The sequence below is a fragment of the Bradyrhizobium sp. 141 genome, from assembly GCF_023074055.1.
Classification (GTDB): Bacteria; Pseudomonadota; Alphaproteobacteria; order Rhizobiales; family Xanthobacteraceae; genus Bradyrhizobium.
On record NZ_JADPKR010000081.1, the window covers coordinates 208,557 to 228,503 of the forward strand.

20 protein-coding genes are annotated in these 19,947 nt (G+C 65.5%); 10 read left to right on the forward strand and 10 right to left on the reverse strand.

The annotated features are described in order from the left end of the window. Positions 1 to 133 precede the first annotated feature (133 nt). From IVA81_RS23280 to IVA81_RS23310, 7 genes are all read left to right on the forward strand, one after another. Positions 134 to 1,084, forward strand: a complete 951-nt coding sequence (locus tag IVA81_RS23280; RefSeq protein ID WP_247322284.1) for a sulfonate ABC transporter substrate-binding protein — start codon at positions 134 to 136, stop codon at positions 1,082 to 1,084. Between the two features lie 38 nt (positions 1,085 to 1,122). Further along, positions 1,123 to 2,076 carry a sulfonate ABC transporter substrate-binding protein gene (locus tag IVA81_RS23285; RefSeq protein WP_247322286.1) on the forward strand — a complete coding sequence of 318 codons (954 nt, stop codon included), beginning with the start codon at positions 1,123 to 1,125 and terminating at the stop codon, positions 2,074 to 2,076. 8 nt (positions 2,077 to 2,084) lie between these two features. Next, positions 2,085 to 3,251: an FMNH2-dependent alkanesulfonate monooxygenase gene (gene ssuD / locus IVA81_RS23290; protein WP_247322288.1), complete on the forward strand. Its 1,167-nt coding sequence runs from the start codon at positions 2,085 to 2,087 to the stop codon at positions 3,249 to 3,251. Next, on the forward strand, positions 3,248 to 4,054 hold the full coding sequence (gene ssuC, locus IVA81_RS23295; protein WP_247322290.1) for an aliphatic sulfonate ABC transporter permease SsuC: 807 nt from the start codon (positions 3,248 to 3,250) through the stop codon (positions 4,052 to 4,054). The genes ssuD and ssuC overlap by 4 nt, the downstream gene beginning before the upstream one ends. Positions 4,055 to 4,074: 20 nt before the next feature. After that, positions 4,075 to 4,923, forward strand: a complete 849-nt coding sequence (locus IVA81_RS23300) for an ATP-binding cassette domain-containing protein (RefSeq protein ID WP_247322294.1) — start codon at positions 4,075 to 4,077, stop codon at positions 4,921 to 4,923. A gap of 33 nt (positions 4,924 to 4,956) precedes the next feature. After that, a complete protein-coding gene (locus IVA81_RS23305; protein WP_247322296.1) occupies positions 4,957 to 5,538 on the forward strand; it encodes a flavin reductase family protein in 582 nt (193 codons plus the stop codon). A 97-nt stretch (positions 5,539 to 5,635) separates the two neighbouring features. After that, complete coding sequence (locus IVA81_RS23310) at positions 5,636 to 5,794, forward strand: hypothetical protein (RefSeq protein WP_164718287.1); 159 nt, start codon at positions 5,636 to 5,638, stop codon at positions 5,792 to 5,794. Positions 5,795 to 5,954: 160 nt separating this feature from the next. On the opposite strand, the gene IVA81_RS23315 is transcribed toward IVA81_RS23310, so the two are convergent. The 10 genes from IVA81_RS23315 to IVA81_RS23360 all read right to left on the reverse strand — a co-directional run bounded on the left by IVA81_RS23315 (position 5,955) and on the right by IVA81_RS23360 (position 17,208). Beyond that, entirely contained in the window at positions 5,955 to 7,103 is a 1,149-nt protein-coding gene (locus tag IVA81_RS23315; RefSeq protein ID WP_247322298.1) for a M20 family metallopeptidase, read from the reverse strand. 192 nt (positions 7,104 to 7,295) lie between these two features. Beyond that, complete coding sequence (locus IVA81_RS23320) at positions 7,296 to 8,546, reverse strand: vanadium-dependent haloperoxidase (protein WP_247322300.1); 1,251 nt, start codon at positions 8,544 to 8,546, stop codon at positions 7,296 to 7,298. A 259-nt stretch (positions 8,547 to 8,805) separates the two neighbouring features. Then, positions 8,806 to 10,191 (reverse strand): sigma-54 dependent transcriptional regulator, encoded by a 1,386-nt coding sequence (locus tag IVA81_RS23325; RefSeq protein ID WP_247322301.1) that lies wholly within the window; start codon positions 10,189 to 10,191, stop codon positions 8,806 to 8,808. Between the two features lie 101 nt (positions 10,192 to 10,292). Further along, entirely contained in the window at positions 10,293 to 10,643 is a 351-nt protein-coding gene (gene fliN, locus IVA81_RS23330) for a flagellar motor switch protein FliN (protein WP_018641467.1), read from the reverse strand. 3 nt (positions 10,644 to 10,646) lie between these two features. Then, positions 10,647 to 11,270 carry a FliH/SctL family protein gene (locus IVA81_RS23335; protein WP_247322303.1) on the reverse strand — a complete coding sequence of 208 codons (624 nt, stop codon included), beginning with the start codon at positions 11,268 to 11,270 and terminating at the stop codon, positions 10,647 to 10,649. Then, on the reverse strand, positions 11,270 to 12,367 hold the full coding sequence (gene fliG, locus IVA81_RS23340; RefSeq protein WP_247322305.1) for a flagellar motor switch protein FliG: 1,098 nt from the start codon (positions 12,365 to 12,367) through the stop codon (positions 11,270 to 11,272). Before fliG ends, IVA81_RS23335 begins: the two co-directional genes overlap by 1 nt. Before the next feature lie 18 nt (positions 12,368 to 12,385). Further along, positions 12,386 to 13,996 (reverse strand): flagellar basal-body MS-ring/collar protein FliF, encoded by a 1,611-nt coding sequence (fliF, locus tag IVA81_RS23345; RefSeq protein ID WP_247322307.1) that lies wholly within the window; start codon positions 13,994 to 13,996, stop codon positions 12,386 to 12,388. Between the two features lie 193 nt (positions 13,997 to 14,189). Next, a complete protein-coding gene (locus IVA81_RS23350; protein WP_002714638.1) occupies positions 14,190 to 14,465 on the reverse strand; it encodes a DUF1153 domain-containing protein in 276 nt (91 codons plus the stop codon). Positions 14,466 to 14,874: 409 nt separating this feature from the next. After that, a complete protein-coding gene (locus IVA81_RS23355; RefSeq protein ID WP_247322309.1) occupies positions 14,875 to 15,579 on the reverse strand; it encodes a flagellar hook capping FlgD N-terminal domain-containing protein in 705 nt (234 codons plus the stop codon). Positions 15,580 to 15,591: 12 nt separating this feature from the next. Beyond that, positions 15,592 to 17,208 (reverse strand): flagellar hook-length control protein FliK, encoded by a 1,617-nt coding sequence (locus tag IVA81_RS23360; RefSeq protein ID WP_247322311.1) that lies wholly within the window; start codon positions 17,206 to 17,208, stop codon positions 15,592 to 15,594. A gap of 346 nt (positions 17,209 to 17,554) precedes the next feature. On the opposite strand from IVA81_RS23360, the gene mnmA reads away from it, so the two are divergent. The 3 genes from mnmA to IVA81_RS23375 form a co-directional block, all read left to right on the forward strand. Continuing rightward, a complete protein-coding gene (gene mnmA, locus IVA81_RS23365) occupies positions 17,555 to 18,736 on the forward strand; it encodes a tRNA 2-thiouridine(34) synthase MnmA (RefSeq protein ID WP_247322314.1) in 1,182 nt (393 codons plus the stop codon). A gap of 248 nt (positions 18,737 to 18,984) precedes the next feature. After that, positions 18,985 to 19,623 (forward strand): methyltransferase domain-containing protein, encoded by a 639-nt coding sequence (locus IVA81_RS23370; RefSeq protein WP_247322316.1) that lies wholly within the window; start codon positions 18,985 to 18,987, stop codon positions 19,621 to 19,623. A gap of 46 nt (positions 19,624 to 19,669) precedes the next feature. Continuing rightward, on the forward strand, positions 19,670 to 19,947 hold a 278-nt coding region (locus IVA81_RS23375; protein ID WP_247322317.1), incomplete at its 3' end, for a hypothetical protein.

The window sequence follows — 19,947 nt, forward strand, 5'->3', positions numbered from 1 at the left end:
ATTAATCATGCGTGCGGCCACACGCGCAGTGCGCGCATCGCTATTTTTCCGCACGTCTCGACAGCTCCGATAGGCCACATCATCATTCGAGAAGCGCGAATGAATGACGGCCGCATGCGGCCGGGAGTGTGGAATGCAGCGTCGTGACTTCTTGAGACTTTCTGTTGGAACTGCAGCCGCGGCTGCATTCGCTTCGCGCGCCAATGCGCAGAGTGCGGTGAAGGAAATTCGTATCGGTTACCAGAAGACCGGCGTGCTGGTGATCGCGCGTCAGCAAGCTTCACTGGAAAAACATTTCACTGCCTTGGGCATCGACGTGAAATGGATCGAGTTCTCCTCGGGGCCGCCGATGATGGAGGCGATGAATGTCGGCAGCGTCGATTTCGGCGCCGTCGGCGATTCTCCGCCGGTGTTCGCCCAGGCCGCGGGTGCCGCGATCGTCTACGCCGCGGGCCAGCCCATCACCAACGGCCAGGGCATTCTGGTGCCGAAGGAGTCCCCGATCCGCACCATCGCCGATTTGAAGGGCAAGCGCATCGGCTTCACCAAGGGCTCCAGCGCCCACAATATCGTGGTGCAGACCCTGGAGAAGGCGGGTCTCACCTATGCCGACATCTCGCCGGTCTATCTGACGCCGCCGGACGCAGGTCCCGCTTTTGCCAACGGCAGCATCGAGGCCTGGGCGATTTGGGATCCCTATTTCGCGATCGGCGAGGCCAAGCAGGGCGGCCGCATCCTGATCAATTCGCGCGAGATCACCAAGACCAATTCCTTCTACATCGCCAATCGCGAGTTCGCGAAGAGCCACGGCGCGATCCTGCAACAGATCGTCGACGTCACGACCGCGGCGGGCAGATGGGCCGAACAGCACCGCGACGAGGTCGCCAAATCGCTCGCCGCGATCACCGGCGTGCCGCTTGACATCCAGACCGTCGCCGCCAAACGCGCGAACTTCGTGGTCGGCCCCGTCACCGACGACATCGTCGCGACCCAGCAGGGCGTCGCCGACCGCTTCTACAAGCTCGGCCTGATCCCGAAGCCGATCGTCATCCGCGACATCGTCTGGCGCAACCCGGCAGCCTGATCGTGCCCACCACTCTTCCCACGCATAAGGGTTTGAACATGAGGCGTATCATTCAGCGTCTGATCGCAGCCGTCGTGCTGTCGATCGGTATCGTCGCCGCCGCGGTCGGCACCTCCTACGGCCAGGACAAGGTGGTCCGCATCGGCTACCAGAAATACGGCAAGCTGGTGCTGCTCAAGAGCAAGGGCACGCTGGAGCCGAAGCTCGCCGCCGACGGCTACAAGGTGGTGTGGACCGAATTCCCGTCAGGTCCGCCGTTGCTCGAGGCGCTCAATGTCGGCGCCATCGATTTCGGCAATACCGGCGAAGCCCCGCCGATCTTCGCGCAGGCCGCGGGCGCGCCGATCCAGTATGTCGCCTATGAACCGCCGGCGCCGAAGGGCGAGGCGATCCTGGTGCCAAAGGACGGCCCGCTGAAATCGGTCGCGGACCTCAGGGGTAAGAAGGTCGCGCTGAACAAGGGCTCCAACGTCCACTACCTCCTGGTCAAGGCGCTGGAGAAGGCCGGCGTGAAATATTCGGAAGTCGAGCCGGTGTTCCTCGCGCCCGCCGATGCCCGTGCCGCGTTCGAGCGCGGAGCGGTCGATGCATGGGTGATCTGGGATCCGTTCCAGGCCGCGGCGGAAGCCGCCACCGGCGCCCGCACGCTCACTGATGGCACCGGCATCGTCGCAAACTACCAGTTCTATTTCTCCTCGAAGAAATTTCTCGACGCCAACCCGAAGATTGTCGACGCAGTGCTGGCCGAGCTCAGCGCGGTCGACGATTGGGCCAAGGGCGACATCCATGCGGTTGCCGAACAGCTGGCGCCGTCGATCGGATTGCCGATCCCGGTGGTCGAGGTGGCCTTGAGGCGGCAGGCCTACGGCATCAAGCCGATCACGGATGGCGTCATCGCCGACCAGCAGCAGGTTGCCGACGCGTTCTTCGCGCTGGGCCTCATCCCCAAATCCATCAAGATCTCCGACGTGGCTCGGAAGTCAGGATCGTGAGCAAGACCATGAGCAAGCAACTCAACGCCAACATCCTCTGGTTCCTGCCGACCCACGGCGACGGCCGCTATCTCGGCACCGGCATCGGCGGCCGCGAGGTCAACTTCAACTATCTGCGGCAGATCGCGCAGGCCGCCGATCAGCTCGGCTATTTCGGCGTGCTGCTGCCGACTGGACGATCTTGCGAAGATTCCTGGATCGTCGCTTCTTCAGTGGCGCCGTTCACCGAGCGACTGCGCTATCTCGTGGCTGTCCGCCCCGGCCTGCAATCGCCGAGCGTTGCCGCGCGCATGACCGCGACGCTCGACCGCATCACTAACGGTCGGCTCCTCGTCAACGTCGTCACCGGCGGCGATCCCGTCGAGAACAAGGGCGACGGCATCTTCCTGTCCCATGACGAGCGCTATGACGTCACCCGCGAGTTCCTGGGCGTCTATAGCGACCTGCTCGCCGGCAAGACCGTCAATGTCGAGGGCAAGCACATCCATGTCGAGGGCGGCAAGCTGCTGTTTCCGCCGGTGCAGGCGCCGCGGCCGCCGCTGTATTTCGGCGGCTCGTCCGATGCCGGCATCGACGTCGCGGTCGACACCGTCGACAAATATCTCACCTGGGGCGAGCCGCCGGCGCTGGTCGCCGAGAAGATCGCGAAGGTGAGGGAGGTGGCCGCTGCGCGCGGCAGAAAACTCTCCTTCGGCATTCGGCTTCACGTGATCGTCCGCGAGACCAACGAAGCGGCCTGGCGCGCCGCGAACGATCTGATCCGGCATGTCAGCGACGAGACCATTGCGCTGGCGCAGAAGAACTTCGCCCGCATGGATTCCGTCGGCCAGCAGCGCATGGCGCAGCTCCACGGCGGCAAGCGCGACAAGCTCGAGATCGCCCCGAACCTGTGGGCCGGTGTCGGTCTCGTGCGCGGCGGCGCCGGCACGGCGCTGGTCGGCGATGCCGAGACTGTCGCGGCCCGCATCAGGGAGTATCAGGAGATCGGCATCGATACTTTCATCATGTCGGGCTACCCGCATCTGGAGGAAGCCTATCGCTTCGCCGAGCTGGTGTTCCCGCTGCTCGCGCTGGAGCAGCCGAGCAACGTGACCAAGCTGCATTTCAACGGCGGTCCTTTCGGGGAGACGGTCGGCAGCGACTTCCGTCCGCAGCATCGTGTGTCGCAGTCATGAGCCTGATCGACAGCGTTTCACTCCCGCGCAGCTTTCGTCTGCCGCGGGTCGACGGCCTGATCCAGTGGATCGTGCCGCTCGCCATCATCGCGATCTGGCAGGTCGCGAGCGTCACCGGTTTCGTGCCGACCCGTGTGCTGCCGGCGCCGAGCGACGTCCTGCTCGCAGGCTGGAAGCTGCTGCTCTCCGGTGAGCTCGTTCGCAACATCTGGGTCTCGTTCTGGCGCGCCTCGATCGGCTTTCTGATCGGCGGCAGCATCGGCTTCGCGTTCGGCCTCGCAAACGGCCTGTCGCAGCTCTCGGCAAAACTCACCGACACCACCTTGCAGATGGTGCGCAACGTGCCGCATCTGGCGCTGATCCCGCTGGTCATTCTCTGGTTCGGTATCGATGAGAGCGCAAAACTGTTCCTGGTGGCGCTGGGCGTGTTCTTCCCGATCTATCTCAACACGCTGCACGGTATCCGTACCGTCGATCCGCAGCTGATCGAGATGGGCCGCATCTACGGCATGAGCGATGGCGAACTGTTCCGCCGGGTGATCTTCCCGGGCGCGCTGCCTTCGATCTTCGTCGGCATCCGCTTCGCGCTCGGCATCATGTGGCTGACTTTGATCGTCGCCGAGACCATCGCGGCCTCCTCAGGCCTCGGCTACATGGCGATGCAGGCGCGCGAGTTCATGCTGATCGACGTCGTCGTGCTCTCGATCCTGATCTACGCCCTGCTCGGCAAGCTCGCCGACAGTGCCTCCCGCGTGCTGGAGCGTCTCACGCTCTCCTGGCACCCCGCCTATTGGAAACGTTGAGCAGAAATACTGGGAATCACATGCAGACAGCCGTTCGTAGCTCCCTTCCGGAAACCGAGTTCACCAGCCGCGCCAATTTCGCGCCGCACGCCCGTGTGGTGCGCGAGGAGCGCCAAGGAGAACGTCAAGCGCAGACGACCGGCCTGCCGCTCAGCATCCGCGGCTTGCGCAAATCCTTCGGCGACAACGAGGTGCTGCGCGGCATCGACCTGCACATTCCCGCCGGCCAATTCGTCGCCATCGTGGGAAGAAGCGGTTGCGGCAAGAGCACGCTGCTGCGCCTCATCGCCGGCCTGGACAAGATCGACGCCGGCAGCATCAGCTTCGGCCAGGATGTCCAGCCCGAGGACATCCGCGTGATGTTCCAGGAGCCGCGGCTGTTGCCCTGGGCACGCGTGCTGGCCAATGTCGAAGTAGGTCTTGGCCGCGATCGCGCCTTGGGCGATGCGCATGCGCGCGCCGAGAAGGCGCTGACCGAGGTCGGGCTTGCCGACAAGCGCGACCAGTGGCCATCGGTGTTGTCCGGCGGCCAGAAGCAGCGCGTCGCGCTTGGCCGTGCGCTGGTCTCGCGTCCGCGCGTGCTCGCCTTCGACGAGCCGCTCGGTGCGCTGGACGCTCTGACCCGGATCTCGATGCAGCGTCTCCTGGAGCGCGTCTGGCGCGACCAGGGCTTTACCGCGATCCTCGTGACCCACGACGTCGCCGAAGCCGTTGCGCTGGCAGATCGCGTGCTCGTGATCGATGAGGGCCGCATCGCCCACGACGTCACGGTTAACGCAGGCAGGCCGCGTCAGCGCGGTTCGGCCGAGCTTGCCGGCCTCGAAGGCTCGATCCTGAGCCACCTGTTGTCGGCGGACGATCGTACCTAAATACAGGGAACCCCGTTTCGGGGGAGCAATGCCATGAATGTAGTGCCCCGCGATCTCATGACTGAAATTCCTGTCTCGTCCGCCGATTTCCGCGGCGCCATGCGCCATCTCACCGGCGGCGTCAGCGTCATCACCGCCGGGCGGGGCAAGGACATCACCGGCATGACGGTGACATCGGTGACCTCATTGTCTGTCGAGCCGCCGACGCTGCTGGTCAGCATCAACCGCGATGCCTCGTCCTTCCCCTTGATCCGCCGCCACGGTGCTTTCGGCGTGAACATCCTCAATGCCGACCAGCTCGATGTTGCCGAGCGCTTTGCTGGCAAGGGCGGGCTGAAGGGCGCTGATCGTTTCGCCGGGGCCAAATGGGTGACCGCGGTCTCGGGCGTTCCGCTCCTGGTCGGCGCGCTGTCGGCCTTCGATTGCGAGGTCGAGGAGATCGTCGAACGCCACTCGCATGGCATCGTCATCGGCCGTGTCAGAGACATCAAAAGCTCGACCCGCACCGCTGCACTGGCGTATTGGCACGGCCAGTATGTGGCGGTCGACCAGGACGAGGACGCGGCTAGGCTCGCCGAAGTCAGCCTTCCCGCGCGCGGCCGGCGCGGCGTTTGATCGCCGCCCGACGGGGCCGCGCAGGCTGGCCTTTTCCCCGTCATCGCTCTAGAAGCGCCTTGAGCCCTCCCGTTTCGGGAGGCCATGGAGCGGATCGATGAAGCGTATCGCGACCTTCGCCTTCTACGCCGTCGGCGCGCTCGCGATCGCCTATCTCGCGCTCTACGCCTACGCGATGTTCTCAGGCCAGCCTGTGATCATCCCCGGCGATCCCATCCACATCTTCCGCAAGCCCGACGCGCCGAGTTATTCGTAGAACTCGGCAGGTCTCGTAGGGTGGGCAAAGCGACTTGTCCGCCGTAGCTCGAAGAGCGAAGGCGGAAGCGTGCCCACCACTTCGATCCAACGAAAATGGTGGGCACGGCGCAAGTGCGCCTTTGCCCACCCTACGGCACCGGTACTCCTACGGTCCCCACTCACCCCCTCAAAATCGCCAGCGCCAGGGTCTGCGCGCGCGGCACGATGCTGTCGAGCTCGAGATATTCCTCCGGCGTGTGCGCGAGGCCACCGACGGGGCCAAGGCCGCAGATGGTCGGCGTGCCCACGGCGGCGGTGAAGCCGGAATCGGCGCAGCCGCCGGAGAACTCGCCCTGGAGCGTGGTGAGGCCGGCCTGCCTTGCGGCCGCCTGGTAGTTTTCGAACAGCGCTTTCGACTCCGCGCTCTGCACCACCGGCACGAACTCGCCCTTGATGGTCAGCGTTGCGCTAGTGCCCGGCACGTAAGATGTCGCGACGATCGTCTCGATCGCTTCCATCACCCTGGCACGATCGGCCGGATCGACATAACGCAGGTCGATCTGGCCTTCGGCGTAGGGCGCCGTGGTGTTGACGGACTGCCCGCCCGAGACGAGGCCGACATTCAGCGTGATGCCCTTGTCGAGATCGGTGAGCGCGTGGATCTTGACGATCTTCTGCGCGAGCTCGCCGATCGCGCTGACGCCCGCGGCGAAATTGGCGCCGGAATGCGCGGCTTTGCCGGTGATGGCCAGATGCATGAAGATGCCGCCCTTGCGCCCGGTGACGACGTTGCCGGTGGGGCGGCCCGGCTCGGAATTGAATACGGCGCGGGCGGCGCGGCCCTCGCGCTCGATCACGGGCCGGGAGGAGGGCGAGCCGATCTCCTCGTCCGAGGTGATCAGCAGCTTGATCGGATGCGGGTTGCCACCGAATTTGTGGAAGGCGGTTGCAACGAACACGTTCATGACGAGGCCGGATTTCATGTCGGCGACACCAGGACCGTAGGCGCGGCCATCCTTGATGGTGAAGGGACGGCGCCCGGCCTCGCCCTTGCCGAACACGGTGTCGCGATGTCCCATCAACAGCACCGGCCTTTCGTTGCTGCCGGGCTTTGCCACCTCGGCATGGATCGCATCGCCGAAGGCGTCGTGGCTCTCGCGCCGGCACGGAATGCCGTGCTCGGCAAAATGCCGCTCGAACCGCGCCCCGACCGCATCGACGCCTTCCTTGTCATAGGAGCCGGAATCGATGTTCACGACATCGCGGAGCAGATCGATCATCGCCTGCCGCTGTGCCGCCAGCCAGTCCGTGATTTGAGCTTCAGACATGTGGTCCCTCGCGTGGTTGTCCCGCGAGGTTATAGGGTGTTGTGCCGGCGAGACCTAGTCGCCGGATGCGATGCCGCCATGTGTTCAGTCCCGTAGCCCGGATGAACGCAGCGATATCCGGGGAGCCACAACGCGCCGTCGCCCGCATGTCGCTTCGCTCATGCGGGCGACGGCGCTCAAACGGCCGCCGGCTTAGCGGCTCGGCTCGGCCTTCGCCTCGGCACCGCGAAGCTGCGTCGCGACGGTCAAGGCACCGATCTTACGGCCCATGTCCTTGCCGACTTCGGTCGAGAACCGGTAGTGAAAGCCGGCCCAGATGCGTGCATTGGCGACTTCGTCGCTGTAGTCCTGCAGCCGCGACCATTTGCGTGTGACCCCCGGAGCCGTCGGGCTGGTCAGGGAGAACTCGCCAAAATCTCCAACGACAGTTTGGAGCACGGTCGAGATGGCAGCCGAGGAGATGCAGTGCGCGCAGGGATATTCCGGATGCATCGGCGTGTCCCCGAGCGGCAGCCAGGAGGGATCGCGTGGCGTCGCGGCATTCGACGTCAGATCGCCGTTGCGTATCGCGGTGATCGGACGCCAGAAATTGTAGTGGTACTTGGCGTCAAAGACCGCAACGAGGGCATCGTTGCCCGCCATCGACGTCAACGCGAACAGCCGCGCGCAGTCGACGATATCCATTCCCTTGGCCAATGCGGCCTGCTTCACGATGGGATTGTAAGTGCGGGCACCGACGAAGAACCAAAAGCGGCCGATCGTCGTTTGCTCAGGTGTCCGGACTGGGCTGCCTCTGCCGCCGACCTCGCGGATCTCGTTGACGTCCTTGGTCCAGACCTCTGAATCGAGCGAGGGTGGCGGTCCGGGGCGGAACTGCGATCCCGACTCCAGGACCCACGGTGTTGTCGCGCCCGTGGTCGAGAAGAGCGGGACGGCGGTCGGCACATAGGCCCCCGGTGTGGTCAGGGGCCGGTAAGTTTCGACAACGTTACTGCCATCCTTGGCACGAAGCTGGATGATCTGCACCGCGGCCTCTTTCCCGAGCGCGATGCCTGCTGTCTTGGACTCGCCGTCGGCAATCGGCGCCAGAGAGTTCGACAGCGCTACCTGCAAATCCGACTTGAGGTCCGGATAGATCGACAGCAGCATATCGTGAGCCGCAACTGCCGCTGCGGCTTCCCGCGAGGTCGAACGCTCCGCGGACAATGCGATCTTGTACGGTGCGTACCGGCGATCGATCGCATTCACGGCCTCGTACATCGCAACATGCATCATGGACAAGGCGCGGCTGTGCGGCGCCGGCGGGATTTGCTTCTCGGCGGCAATCGCGTCGGCTTTGGCGTTCCAGTCCATGATCACGTCCGCGCGCGCAAGCGGCGCTGCGGCCGCAATCAGCGCTGCAATCAGCGATAAGCGGGAGATCGTCCACGAAGCATATTTCATGGCGTGCCCTTTCGGTTGAAGAACGTTCGCGAAAACGCGGATGCGGCACCTCGCCGGCATCCTGCCAAGCGGCACCGGGACTCTAACGATGTTACGGCGTGTCGTTTGTGAACTGCTTCACGCCCCGTTCCTCCCGGCGCTGTCCCGGCCCAAGCGCAATGCGCAGCGGGCAGGGACGACTCCAGCATAGCACTACCCCGCAAAGAAAAATGCCCGGGACTGGCCCGGGCATTCGCCTCCTCGATAATGTCAGAAGCCTTTACGCTCCCATCATCGGCATCCGCGGATATTCGCCGGGCGTGCCCGCCGGCGGGATCGGGATGCCGCCGTCGGAATATTCGTTGAGCTTGTTGCGCAGCGTGCGGATCGAAATCCCCAGGATGTTGGCGGCATGGGTGCGATTGCCGAGGCAGTGCTTCAGCGTCTCCAGGATCAGGTCGCGCTCGACATCGGCCACGGTGCGTCCCACCAATGCGCGCGTCACCTGCTCGGCGGCCATGGTGGCGTGCGCCACCGCCGGCGCCGTCTTGGCGAGGTCGAGGCGGTCGCCGTCGGGGGTGATGATCGCGTCGGGACCGATCTCGTCGCCCTGCGCCATCAGCACCGCGCGGTGCATGGTGTTTTCGAGCTCGCGAACGTTGCCCTGCCAGCGGTTGGCCGAGAGCACGCGGCGCGCTTCCGCCGAAACGGGGCGCATCGGCACGCCGTTGGCCTCGGCATATTTCTTCACGAAATGCTGGGCGAGCTCCAGAATGTCGGCGGGGCGCTCGCGCAGCGGCGGGATCTTCAGGTTGACGACGTTGAGACGGAACAGCAGGTCCTCGCGGAACGTGCCTTCGCGCACGGCCTCGGCGAGATTGCGGTTCGAGGTCGCGATGATGCGGATGTCGACCGGCACCGGCTTGGTGCCGCCGACGCGGTCGATCACCCGCTCCTGGATCGCGCGCAGCAATTTCGATTGCAGGCGGACGTCCATCTCCGAGATTTCGTCGAGCAGCAGCGTGCCGCCGGTTGCCTCCTCGAACTTGCCGATGCGGCGCGCGACCGCGCCGGTGAAGGCACCCTTCTCGTGGCCGAACAGCTCGGACTCCAGGAGATGCTCGGGGATGGCGGCGCAGTTGATCGAGATGAAGGGACGCTTGGCGCGCGCCGAGCGGGTGTGGACGTAGCGGGCCAGCACCTCCTTGCCGGTGCCGGACTCGCCGGTGATCATCACCGAGGCGTCGGAGCCCGCGATCTGCTGCGCCAGCTTGATCACCTTCGCCATCGCCTCGTCGCGATAGACCAGCTCGCGGGAATCGTTGGCGACGGCCGCGAGCACCGCGGCGATCAGCTCGGGGTCGGGCGGCAGCGGGATGTATTCCTTGGCGCCGGCGTGGATCGCCGCGACCGCGGCGCGGGCGTCGTTGGTGATGCCGCAGGCGACGATCGGGGCGTGGATGTGCTCGGCTTCGAGCCGCATCACGAGGTCGCGGATGTCGAGCGCGACGTCGACCAGCAGGAGGTCGGCGCCCTTGCCGCCGCGCAGCACGCGCATCGCCTGCTCGTGATCCTCGGCGTGGGTCACGGTGGCGCCGTTGTCCATCGCGATCTTGGTGGCGGTGGTGAGCTGGCCCTTCAATGTGCCAACGATGAGAAGCCGCATGTCAGTCTCCTGTCCGTCTGGTCGCGCTGCCGCGCGTCGTTCCTTGTGTCCGCGTCAGCATGATCCGAAAGCGTTTTTCCGATAGATCATGCTCAAGATAGTTACGTGCGTTCGGTCTTGATGATTTCGGTCATGGTCACGCCGAGCTTGTCCTCGACCAGGACGACTTCGCCGCGGGCGACCAGCTTGTTGTTGACATAGATGTCGATGGCCTCGCCGACGCGGCGGTCGAGCTCGAGCACGGTGCCGGGCCCGAGCTTCAGGAGCTCGCTGACGTCCATCTTGGAGCGGCCGAGCACCGCCGAGACCTGGACCGGCACGTCGAACACGGCCTCGAGGTCGGCGGCGGCGCGCGCCGCATATTCGTCCTCGTTGTAGCCGACGTCCGTGCCGGCAGGCGGCATCGGGCCGTTGAGATCGGGCAGCGGGACCTGTCCGTCGGTGTCGCTCATGGGTTAACTCCCCCTGCGGGACGCGACATAGCGTCCGACCATTTCGTCGATCTTGGCCGCGATCGCGCCGCGCTCCAGCACGACGCCGCCATCGGCCCATTCGATCCGGCAGTCGCCGGTGGCAATCTCCGGCTCGGCCAGGATCACCAGCCGGCCCTCGAAGCCGCTCTGCTTGGCGAGCCGCTCGATCTTGTCGCGGGCGGCGTCGTAGAGCGCATCGTTGATGCGGACGACGAGATGCGGCGTCGCGACCAGATGCGAGAAGCAGTCCTTGACCAGCGCGACGATCTCTCCGAGCGGCTCCGCGGCGACGAGGTCGGCGCACAGTTTGCGCGCGACCGCCACCGCGACGTCGACCGCCTCGGTTTCCATCTTCGATTCGATGTTGCCGATACCGGCCGAGATGCCGCGGATGCCGATGTTGATCTCTTCCATGGCGAGCGCGACGCGGCGGTCGCTCTCGGCCTTGGCTTCACGCTGGCCGGCGGCAAAGCCTTCCTGATAGGCGCGCGCTTCGGCTTCCGCGACCTTCTGGGCGATCTCGGCGGCGGTCGCGGCCTTCTCGCGCGTCGCCCGCTCGGGCGCCGCGAAGTCGGTATCGAACAGGAATTTCGCCGGAGCGGCCATCAATACACCAGTTCGTCGTCGGCGCGGTTCTTGGTCAGCATGATCTCGCCCTTAGCGGCGAGGTCCTTGGCGAGGTTGACCAGAAGCGCCTGGGCCTCATCGACGTCGCGCAGGCGGACCGGGCCCATCGCCGCCATGTCGTCCTGGAGCATCTTGGCCGCGCGCGAGGACATGTTGCCGAAGAAGAAGTTGCGGACGTCCTCGTTGGCGCTCTTGAGCGCGACGCCGAGCTTGTCCTTGTCGACGTTGCGCATCAAGGTCTGAGCCGATCCGGAATCGAGCTTCACGAGGTCGTCGAAGGTGAACATCAGCGCCTTGATGCGCTCGGCCGATTCGCGGTTGTCTTCTTCCAGCGAGGTGATGAAGCGGGTTTCGGTCTGGCGGTCGAAATTGTTGAAGATTTCAGCCATCACCTCGTGGGCGTCGCGGCGGCGGGTCTGGGACAGGTTGGACATGAATTCGGTGCGCAGCGTCTTCTCCACGCTCTCGATCACCTCCTTCTGCACCGCTTCCATCTTCAGCATGCGGTTGACGACGTCGAGCGCGAGCTCCTCCGGGAAGATGCCGAGCACGCGCGCGGCGTGCTCCGGCTTCAGCTTCGACAACACGACCGCGATGGTTTGCGGATATTCGTTCTTGAGGTAGTTGGCGAGAACCTCTTCCTGCACGTTGGAGAGTTTTTCCCACATGTTGCGCCCGGCAGGGCCGCGGATCTCGTCCATGATGCCGTTGACGCGCTCCGGCGGCAGATATTGCTGGAGCAGCCGCTCGGTGGCGTCGAAATTACCCATCAGCGCGCCGGAGGCCGACATGCGCGAGACGAATTCGAGCAGCATGTCTTCGACGGTGTCGACCTCGACGGTGCCGAGCGTCGACATTTCCAGCGAGAGCTGGCGCACCTCGTCGTCGTCGAGCAGGCCCCAGATCTTGCCGCCATATTGCTCGCCGAGCGCGAGCATCAGGATCGCGGCGCGCTTCGGTCCGGCCAATTGTTCGGCCGGCTTGCCGTCCTTTGACCTTGTGTTGGCACGTTGACCGAGCGTGGAGATCACGCTGGTGATGTCGTTGCTGTTGGCGTTTTGCAATGCGGCGGCCATGTCAGATCACTTCTCGTGCTATTTTGCGGATTCGCTCAGCCATTGGCGGACGATGGCGACGGTTTCGTTGGGGTTGCGCTCGGCGAGCTCGCCGACGCGATGAACGGACTGGGCGTGGACCTGGCCCTGGATGGTGGCGACGTCGATCGCGCTGGCGGCGCCGCTCGGCAGGAGCGGCTGGGCGGCCGGCGCGGCCTCTTCGGAAGCCGCTGGGCCGGTGAGCACGCCGGAGATGGCGGCGGCGACCTCGTCGGAGGCGAGGATGCGCTTGACCAGCGGGCGGATCACCAGGAACAGCACGATCAGGCCGAGCAGCATCATCACGCCGAGCTCGACGAAGTACATGACGTCGTCCTTGGTGAACTGGAGCATGCCGAGGAAGCCTGAGGGCTCGCCGATCGGGGCGGTGGAGGGCGCATCGGCAAAGCGCAGATTGACGACCTCGACCTGGTCGCCGCGCTTCTGGTCGAAGCCGATGGCCGAGCGCACCAGCGCGGCGATGCGGTCGAGCTGCTCCTTGGTGCGGTCCTGATAGGCCAGCTCGCCCTTCTCGTTCTTGGAATAGATGCCGTCGACCAGCACCGCGACCGAGATGCGGTTGACCCGGCCGGCCTCGGTCACCTCGGTCTTGGTGGTGCGGGAGATCTCGTAATTGTTGGTCTCTTCGCTCTTCTTGCTCTGGTCCTTGGCCGCGACGCCGTTGTTCTGCTGGTTGCCGGGCAGCTCGTTGTTGACGGTGACCTGGCCGTTGTTGTCGGCGGTCATGCTCTGCTCTTCGCGGGTCTGGCTCGAGCGCAGCACCCGGCCTTCGGGATCGAACTTGTCCGAGGTCTGGGTAACCTTGTTGAAGTCGAAATCGGCGGCGAGCTGCACGCGGGCGCGGCCCGAGCCGACTACGGAGGAGACGATGTCCTCGACCTGCTTGCGCATCCGCTTCTCGAAGGAGATGCGGCGCTCGTCGCCGACCGCCTGCTCCGGATCGGCCGCCGCGCCGTCGGCCAGCAGCTGGCCGGCTTCGTCGACGATCGAGACCCGCTGCGGCTTCAGGCCGTTGACGGCGGAGGCGACGAGGTGGCGGATGGCGCGGATCTGCTGGGCTTCCAGCGCGCCGCGGACGCGCACCACGATCGAGGCCGACGGCTCCGGCGCCTCGCGCGCAAACAGCGGGCGCTCGGGCAGCACCAGATGGACGCGGGCAGCCTGGATGCGGTCGATGGCGCGGATGGTGCGGGCGAGCTCGCCTTCCAGGGCGCGAAGGTGATTGATGTTCTGGACGAAAGAGGTGGTGCCGAGCGCGTCCGACTTGTCGAACACCTCGTAGCCGACGCCGCCGCCCTTGGGCAGGCCGCCCTCGGCGAGCTTCATCCGCAGCCGCGTGACCTTGTCCTTGGGCACCATGATGATGGAGCCCTCGTTGCGGATCTCGAACTGGATGCCCTGGCGTTCCAGGTCCTTGATAATGCCGGAGGAATCCTCGACGCTGAGGTCGGTGAACAGCGTCGTCATCTGCGGCGTGGTGACGCGCATGATGACGAACGCGAAAAAGCCGACGAGCGCGGCGGTGACCGCGATCATCGCCCCGAACCGGGCGGCGCCGATACTCTTCAAAAAGTCAGCAAGACCTTGCAAGCAACCGCCCCAACAGATTCGGCCGCTTTCAACGGAAAGGCCGACTGGGCAATTATTGCCTAGGGGATGGTTTCGATATGGTTAACGAAGGTTAAGAGGTCGGACAAAAGTAGCGCCAAAGAGCGATATGAAAAAAATCGGCCTCGCAGGGCGAGGCCGATTTTCGTCAAAAGCCGCAGTTTTCCGGATCGCCTTACTGGCGATATTGCTGGATACGGGTGGTGCGAAGACCCGCCAGACCATGCTGGTCGATGGAAAACTGCCAGGAGAGGAATTCGTCGACCGTCAGGGTGTAACGGCTGCAGGCCTCCTCGAGCGAAAGAAGTCCACCACGGACAGCGGCGACGACTTCGGCCTTGCGGCGGATGACCCAGCGTTTGGTGCCGGGTGCTGGTAGATCCGCGATCGTCAACGGACTACCGTCCGGCCCGATGACGTATTTTACCCTCGGGCGATGGGGTTCTGTCATGGCGTACTCACAAACTCTCAACCACTGAACTCACGCCGTAACCCTACGCCCGGCGGCTTAAAAATCCGCTAAGCCTAAGGCTTCAATACAATTCTCGTTGAAAATGGCTGGAACGCGCTCGTCTCGGCCGGCATCCGGGCCGGTCGAGGGGCAGTTTGTAAATACTTTACTAACGAATGGAGCCTGTAACGGCTCTCTCAGCTGTCGTCCCGGCCTAGTGCGCAATTGCGCACGGGGCGCCGGGACCATACCGCGAGATTTATCGAGGAGACGCGGGTAGCAGTACCAGGAATGACTTCCTAACCACGAATCTTCGCCAAATGTCTTCCCGTGGTTATGGATCTCGGCCCCCGTGCGCAATTGCGCACTAGGCCGGGATGACACCGAATGTTTGGCGCGCGGACGTTCCTCAATTGCTGGCGGTGGCGATGATGCTCTTCACCTGGCTCAGGGTGTAGCTGGCGCCGTCGATGGTGAGCAGCGGCGGCGACTGGGTCAGGTCGACCGACGACACCACGCCCTGCACCTGGGCGGCGATGCCGACATTGTTGTTCGCGACATCCTTGCCCGTGGCCGAGATCGTGTACTTGCCGTCGGGCCATTGCGTGCCGTCATTGCCCATGCCGTTCCAGGTGAAGGGAATGTCGGTGCCGGCGGCGGCGGTATATTTGCCGGTGAACACGGTCTGGCCGCTGGCATTGGCGACGGTGATGTCGACGGTGGAGTCGCTGGGCACGTTGAGATGCCAGGTCGCCGACGACTTCGTCATGGTCGCGGTCGAGCCGTCGACCAGGGCGGTCTTGCCGACGAAGCCCAGCGCCTGGGTCGCCTGCGTGGTCTGCTGCAGGGTGACGAGCTGGGCCAGCGAATCGTTGGTCTTGAGCTGCTGCTCGACGCCGGCGAACTGCACCAGCTGCTGGGTGAACTGGTTGGTGTCGAGCGGATCCAGCGGGTTCTGGTTCTGCAGCTGCGTCGTCAGCAGCGTCAGGAAGGTCTGGAAGTTGCCGGCGAGCGTCGATCCCGTGGTCGAGCCCAGCGAGTTCGACGAGGAGGATTTCGGGAGGTCGGTCGTCCCGGAGACGACGGAAGGGGCGGTGGCGCCAGTCGTGGTCATTTCCAATACTCCTTACACTCTGATGTCGACGCCGCTGCTCGGCCCATACATGCGGCCGTAGCCGCGCCCGACGGGTGCGGCAGCAACGGTGTCGTCCTCGCTGATGATCAGCCGGCGGGCATTGCCGCCATTGTCGTTGTTCTGGCCGGAGTTCTGGCCCGATGAATTCTGGTCGCGCAGGCTGAAGGACAGCCCGTTGCTGCCGGTCTTGAGGCCGGCATCGTCGAGCGCGCGCTGCAATTGCGGCGCGTCCTGGCGCAGCATCTGCAGCGTCTCCGGCTTCTCCACGGTGAGATGCGAGGTGACGTTGCCGGCGCGGTCGACGTTGATGCGAACGTCGATGCGGCCGAGCTCGGCCGGATCGAGGCTGATGTCGAAGCGGGACCTGCCGGAGCGGATGGCGGCCGCGATCTCGACCGGAACGCCGTTGATCGGCACCGCCGTCGCGGTGGCCGCGGTCGCGGTCAGCGTCGCGGTCGATGCGGAGGCGGTCGAGGTCGTATTGGTCAGCGGCGCCTGCACGGCGGAGGCGGCCTGCGCGCTGGTGTCGGTCGGGGCGATCGGGCCTTGCGTGCCCGCATGAGCAGGCGTGGTCGGCGCGCCCTGGGTCGCATCGGCGGTGCGGTCGGCGGTACCGGCCTTGGCCTCGGTCGCGGCGCCATCTGCCTGCGGTTTGGAGGTTTGCGGATGCGCGGCGGCGTTGGCGGTCGCAGCGCCCGGCGCTGGCGCCGTGGCCGCGTTCGCCTTGCCGGTGTCCTGGCCGATATCGGAGACGTCGGACTGTCCTTGCGCGGCGGCGACGGCCTGGAACGAGGTCTTCGGCGTGCCGGGATTGGCGGGGATCAGTCCGCCGTTCGGCTTGGCGTCGGTCGCGTCGGTTGCACCGGTCGCGGCATCGGCCAGTGTCGCCGAGGTGTCGGCGTCGACCTTGGCGACGGCGGTCTTGGCGCTCTTGTCTCCCGGCGTGGCGGTGTCGGTCTTGGGGCCTGCGATCTGGGCCGCGGTCGAGGCGCTGGCGGCGATGCCGGCGGCGGCGATCGTCAGCGGCGAGGAAGTGACGGCCTGGTTCGCAGTCGCGTTCGGATCGGCCGGGACGACGGGCGCGGCAACCACGATCGCGTTGGGATCCGGCAAGGCGGCCTGCGCTGCGTCAGTCGGCGCAGCCGCCGCGGCATCGACGGAGACGGCGAGCCCATCGGTGGCCTCGGTCTTGTCGCCCTTGGTCTCCTCGGACGTATCAGATGATTTGGCGTCGGATGTCTCGGACTTGTCCTTGACCTTGTCCTTGCCGGCGTCCTTGGCCGGATCGGTGGTGGTATCGCTCGTCTTGTCGTTCCTGGGCGCGGATGTGTCGGTGTCGTCGCTCGCCCTGCTCTGCGAGGACGGATCCGTGGACGAGGTGTCGCGCGGGCCCTTGTCCGCGGAGGACGAGGACGAATCGCTGCGCCACGGCGCGCTATCCTGGGCCTGCGAGGCCGCATTGGTGCTGATCGCCTGGGTGTTGCTGTCGACCAGCGAGCCGAAGCTATCGTCCGCGGACGGCTCTTTGGAGCTCTGCGACCGGGCAGGCTTTTGCTGCGCGCTCGAAACCTGCACGCTTGCCACGACATCTGACGTACGACCGACCACAGGCGACCCCTTGGAAACATCTTCGGTAATCAGGGAGCAAGGAGCGGGCCAGCGTCGTCTCGGGGGTATTTGTATAGCAAAATCAACTGCTTGATGTTTCGAAGGCACCGTCGCGGGGCCTGCTGCGACCCCGCCATTTCTGCCTCCCCGGCAAGAATTGCCCTAAGCTGGCCGCCCCTGTGATTGCTTCACTGGAATGCCGCCTATATTAAAGAGGTTACTCTCAGCCGCTTTCGACCGGGCGATCGTGCCTTTTGGGAACTAAAGTTCCCGGGGATCGCCGATGTCCCGCGAGAAGCATGAAATCGCGGATCGCCGCACGTCGCCGCCACAACCCTTAAGGCCCATGCTCAACAGTCTGGATCTCGAAGGCCGTCCTGAGGACACCAGGGTCGTTGTCGCCATGTCGGGCGGCGTCGACTCCTCGACGACGGCTGCGCTCTTGAAGGCGGAAGGCTACGACGTCGTCGGCATCACGCTGCAGCTCTACGACCATGGCGCGGCGACCCATCGCAAGGGCGCCTGCTGCGCCGGCCAGGACATCCACGACGCGCGTGACGTCGCGGCAAAACTCGGCATTCCCCATTACGTGCTCGACTACGAGGATCGCTTTCGCGAATCCGTCATCGACAATTTCGCCGACTCTTACGCCCTTGGTGAAACGCCGGTGCCGTGCATCGAGTGCAACCGCAGCGTAAAATTCCGCGACCTCCTGAAGACCGCGCGCGAGCTCGGCGCCCACGCGCTCGCCACCGGCCATTACGTCGCCTCGCGCCGTCTCGACAACGGCTCGCGCGCGCTGGTCTGCGCGGCCGACGCCGATCGCGACCAGAGCTATTTCCTGTTCGCGACCACGCGCGAGCAGCTCGACTTCCTGCGCTTCCCGCTCGGCGACATGACCAAGCCGGAGACGCGCGAGCTCGCGCGGCGCTATGGCCTCAGCGTCGCCGACAAGCACGACAGCCAGGACATCTGCTTCGTGCCGACGGGCCGCTACACCGACATCATCACCCGCCTGCGGCCGAACGCGATGGATCCCGGCGACATCGTCGATCTCGACGGGCGTGTGCTCGGCCGGCACAACGGCATTGCCAATTTCACCGTCGGCCAGCGCCGCGGCCTCGGCATCGCAGCTCACGCGCCGCTGTTCGTGGTGCGGCTGGAGGCAGCTAACCGCCGCGTCGTCGTCGGCCCGCGCGATGCCCTCAAGATGCACCGCATCTCCTTGCGCGACGTCAACTGGATCGGCGACGGTGACATCGATCCCGCCATCGGCGGCGGCCTCGAGCTGTTCGTGCGCGTGCGCTCGACCCGCAGTCCGCAGCCGGCATGGCTGCGCGGCCGAGATGGCCATTACGAGGTCGAGCTCGTCGCCGGCGAGGAAGGCGTCTCGCCGGGACAAGCCTGCGTGTTCTACGACGCGCCTTCGGGGCAGGCGCGCGTGCTCGGCGGCGGTTTCATCCAGAGCGCCGCCGCGAAGGTCGCGAGCAACACAGCGAGGCCGCTCGCCGAAGCGGTGCGCGGCTGAACATCATGAGATCGGACGGCACTCTCGCGACGCCGGAAGTGCGCTCCCTCTCCCGCCTGCCGGAGAGGGTTGGGGAGAGGGCTCTTTCCTCAGGCGATATCTCGCAAGGGGATAAAGCCCTCACCCGCCACGCTCTTGCGAGCGTGTCGACCTCTCCCGCAAGCGGGAGACGCTCAGATCGCGCGCGGGGCTGGATTTGATCTCAGCAACGGCTATTACTCTCCAGGGTTTTTGTTAGGGCAGGGGGCATGGCAGCAGACATCTCGCGGGCCGGGGTCGAGAAGGCCTATGGCCGCTGGGCGCCGGTGTATGATCTCGTGTTCGGCAAGGTGTTCGACGCCGGCCGGCAGTCGACCATCGCCGAGGCCGACCGTATCGGCGGCCGCATCCTCGATGTCGGCGTCGGCACCGGGCTTTCGCTCTCCGATTATTCGCGCACCACGAAGATCTGCGGCGTCGACATATCCGAGCCGATGCTGCGCAAGGCGCAGGCGCGCGTGCGGAGCTTGCGCCTCTCCAACGTCGAAGTGCTCTCGGTGATGGACGCGAAAAACCTCGCCTTCCCCGAAAACTTCTTCGACGCGGTGGTCGCGCAATATGTCATCACCGCCGTGCCCGATCCCGAAGGCACGCTCGACGAGTTCGTGCGCGTGCTCAAGCCCGGCGGCGAGCTGATCCTCGTCAACCACATCGGCGCCGAGACCGGCCCGCGAAAATTGTTCGAGCTGGCCTTCGCGCCCGTCGCCCGCCGCCTCGGCTGGCGCCCGGAATTCCCGTGGGCCCGCCTCGAGGGCTGGGCGGCCCGACACGGCGGCATCACGCTGGCCGAGCGCCGCCCGATGCCGCCGATGGGGCACTTTTCGCTGATCCGCTACCGCAAATCGTGATCATGCGGGCAGGGAACGGGGCGCGCGAGCTGCGCGTTTCCCTCCCATGCGCACGACATCAAACATCATTCTGGCTGGCCTCCTGATCGCCGCTTCAGGCAGCGCGATCGCGCAGGCCCCGCCCGCCCCGGCGACGCCGCCGCAAGCGACCGCGCCGCCATCCCCGCAACATGCCGCGAACTGCACGCCGCAGGATCGGCCCAACCGCCAGGCCGACGGCACCACCACCGGCCAGTCCCGGGAACCGCTCGGCGACAAATTGGCAAAGTCCGACGGCGTGCTCTGCCCGCCCTCCGGCGTCGATCCCGACATGCACGCCGATCC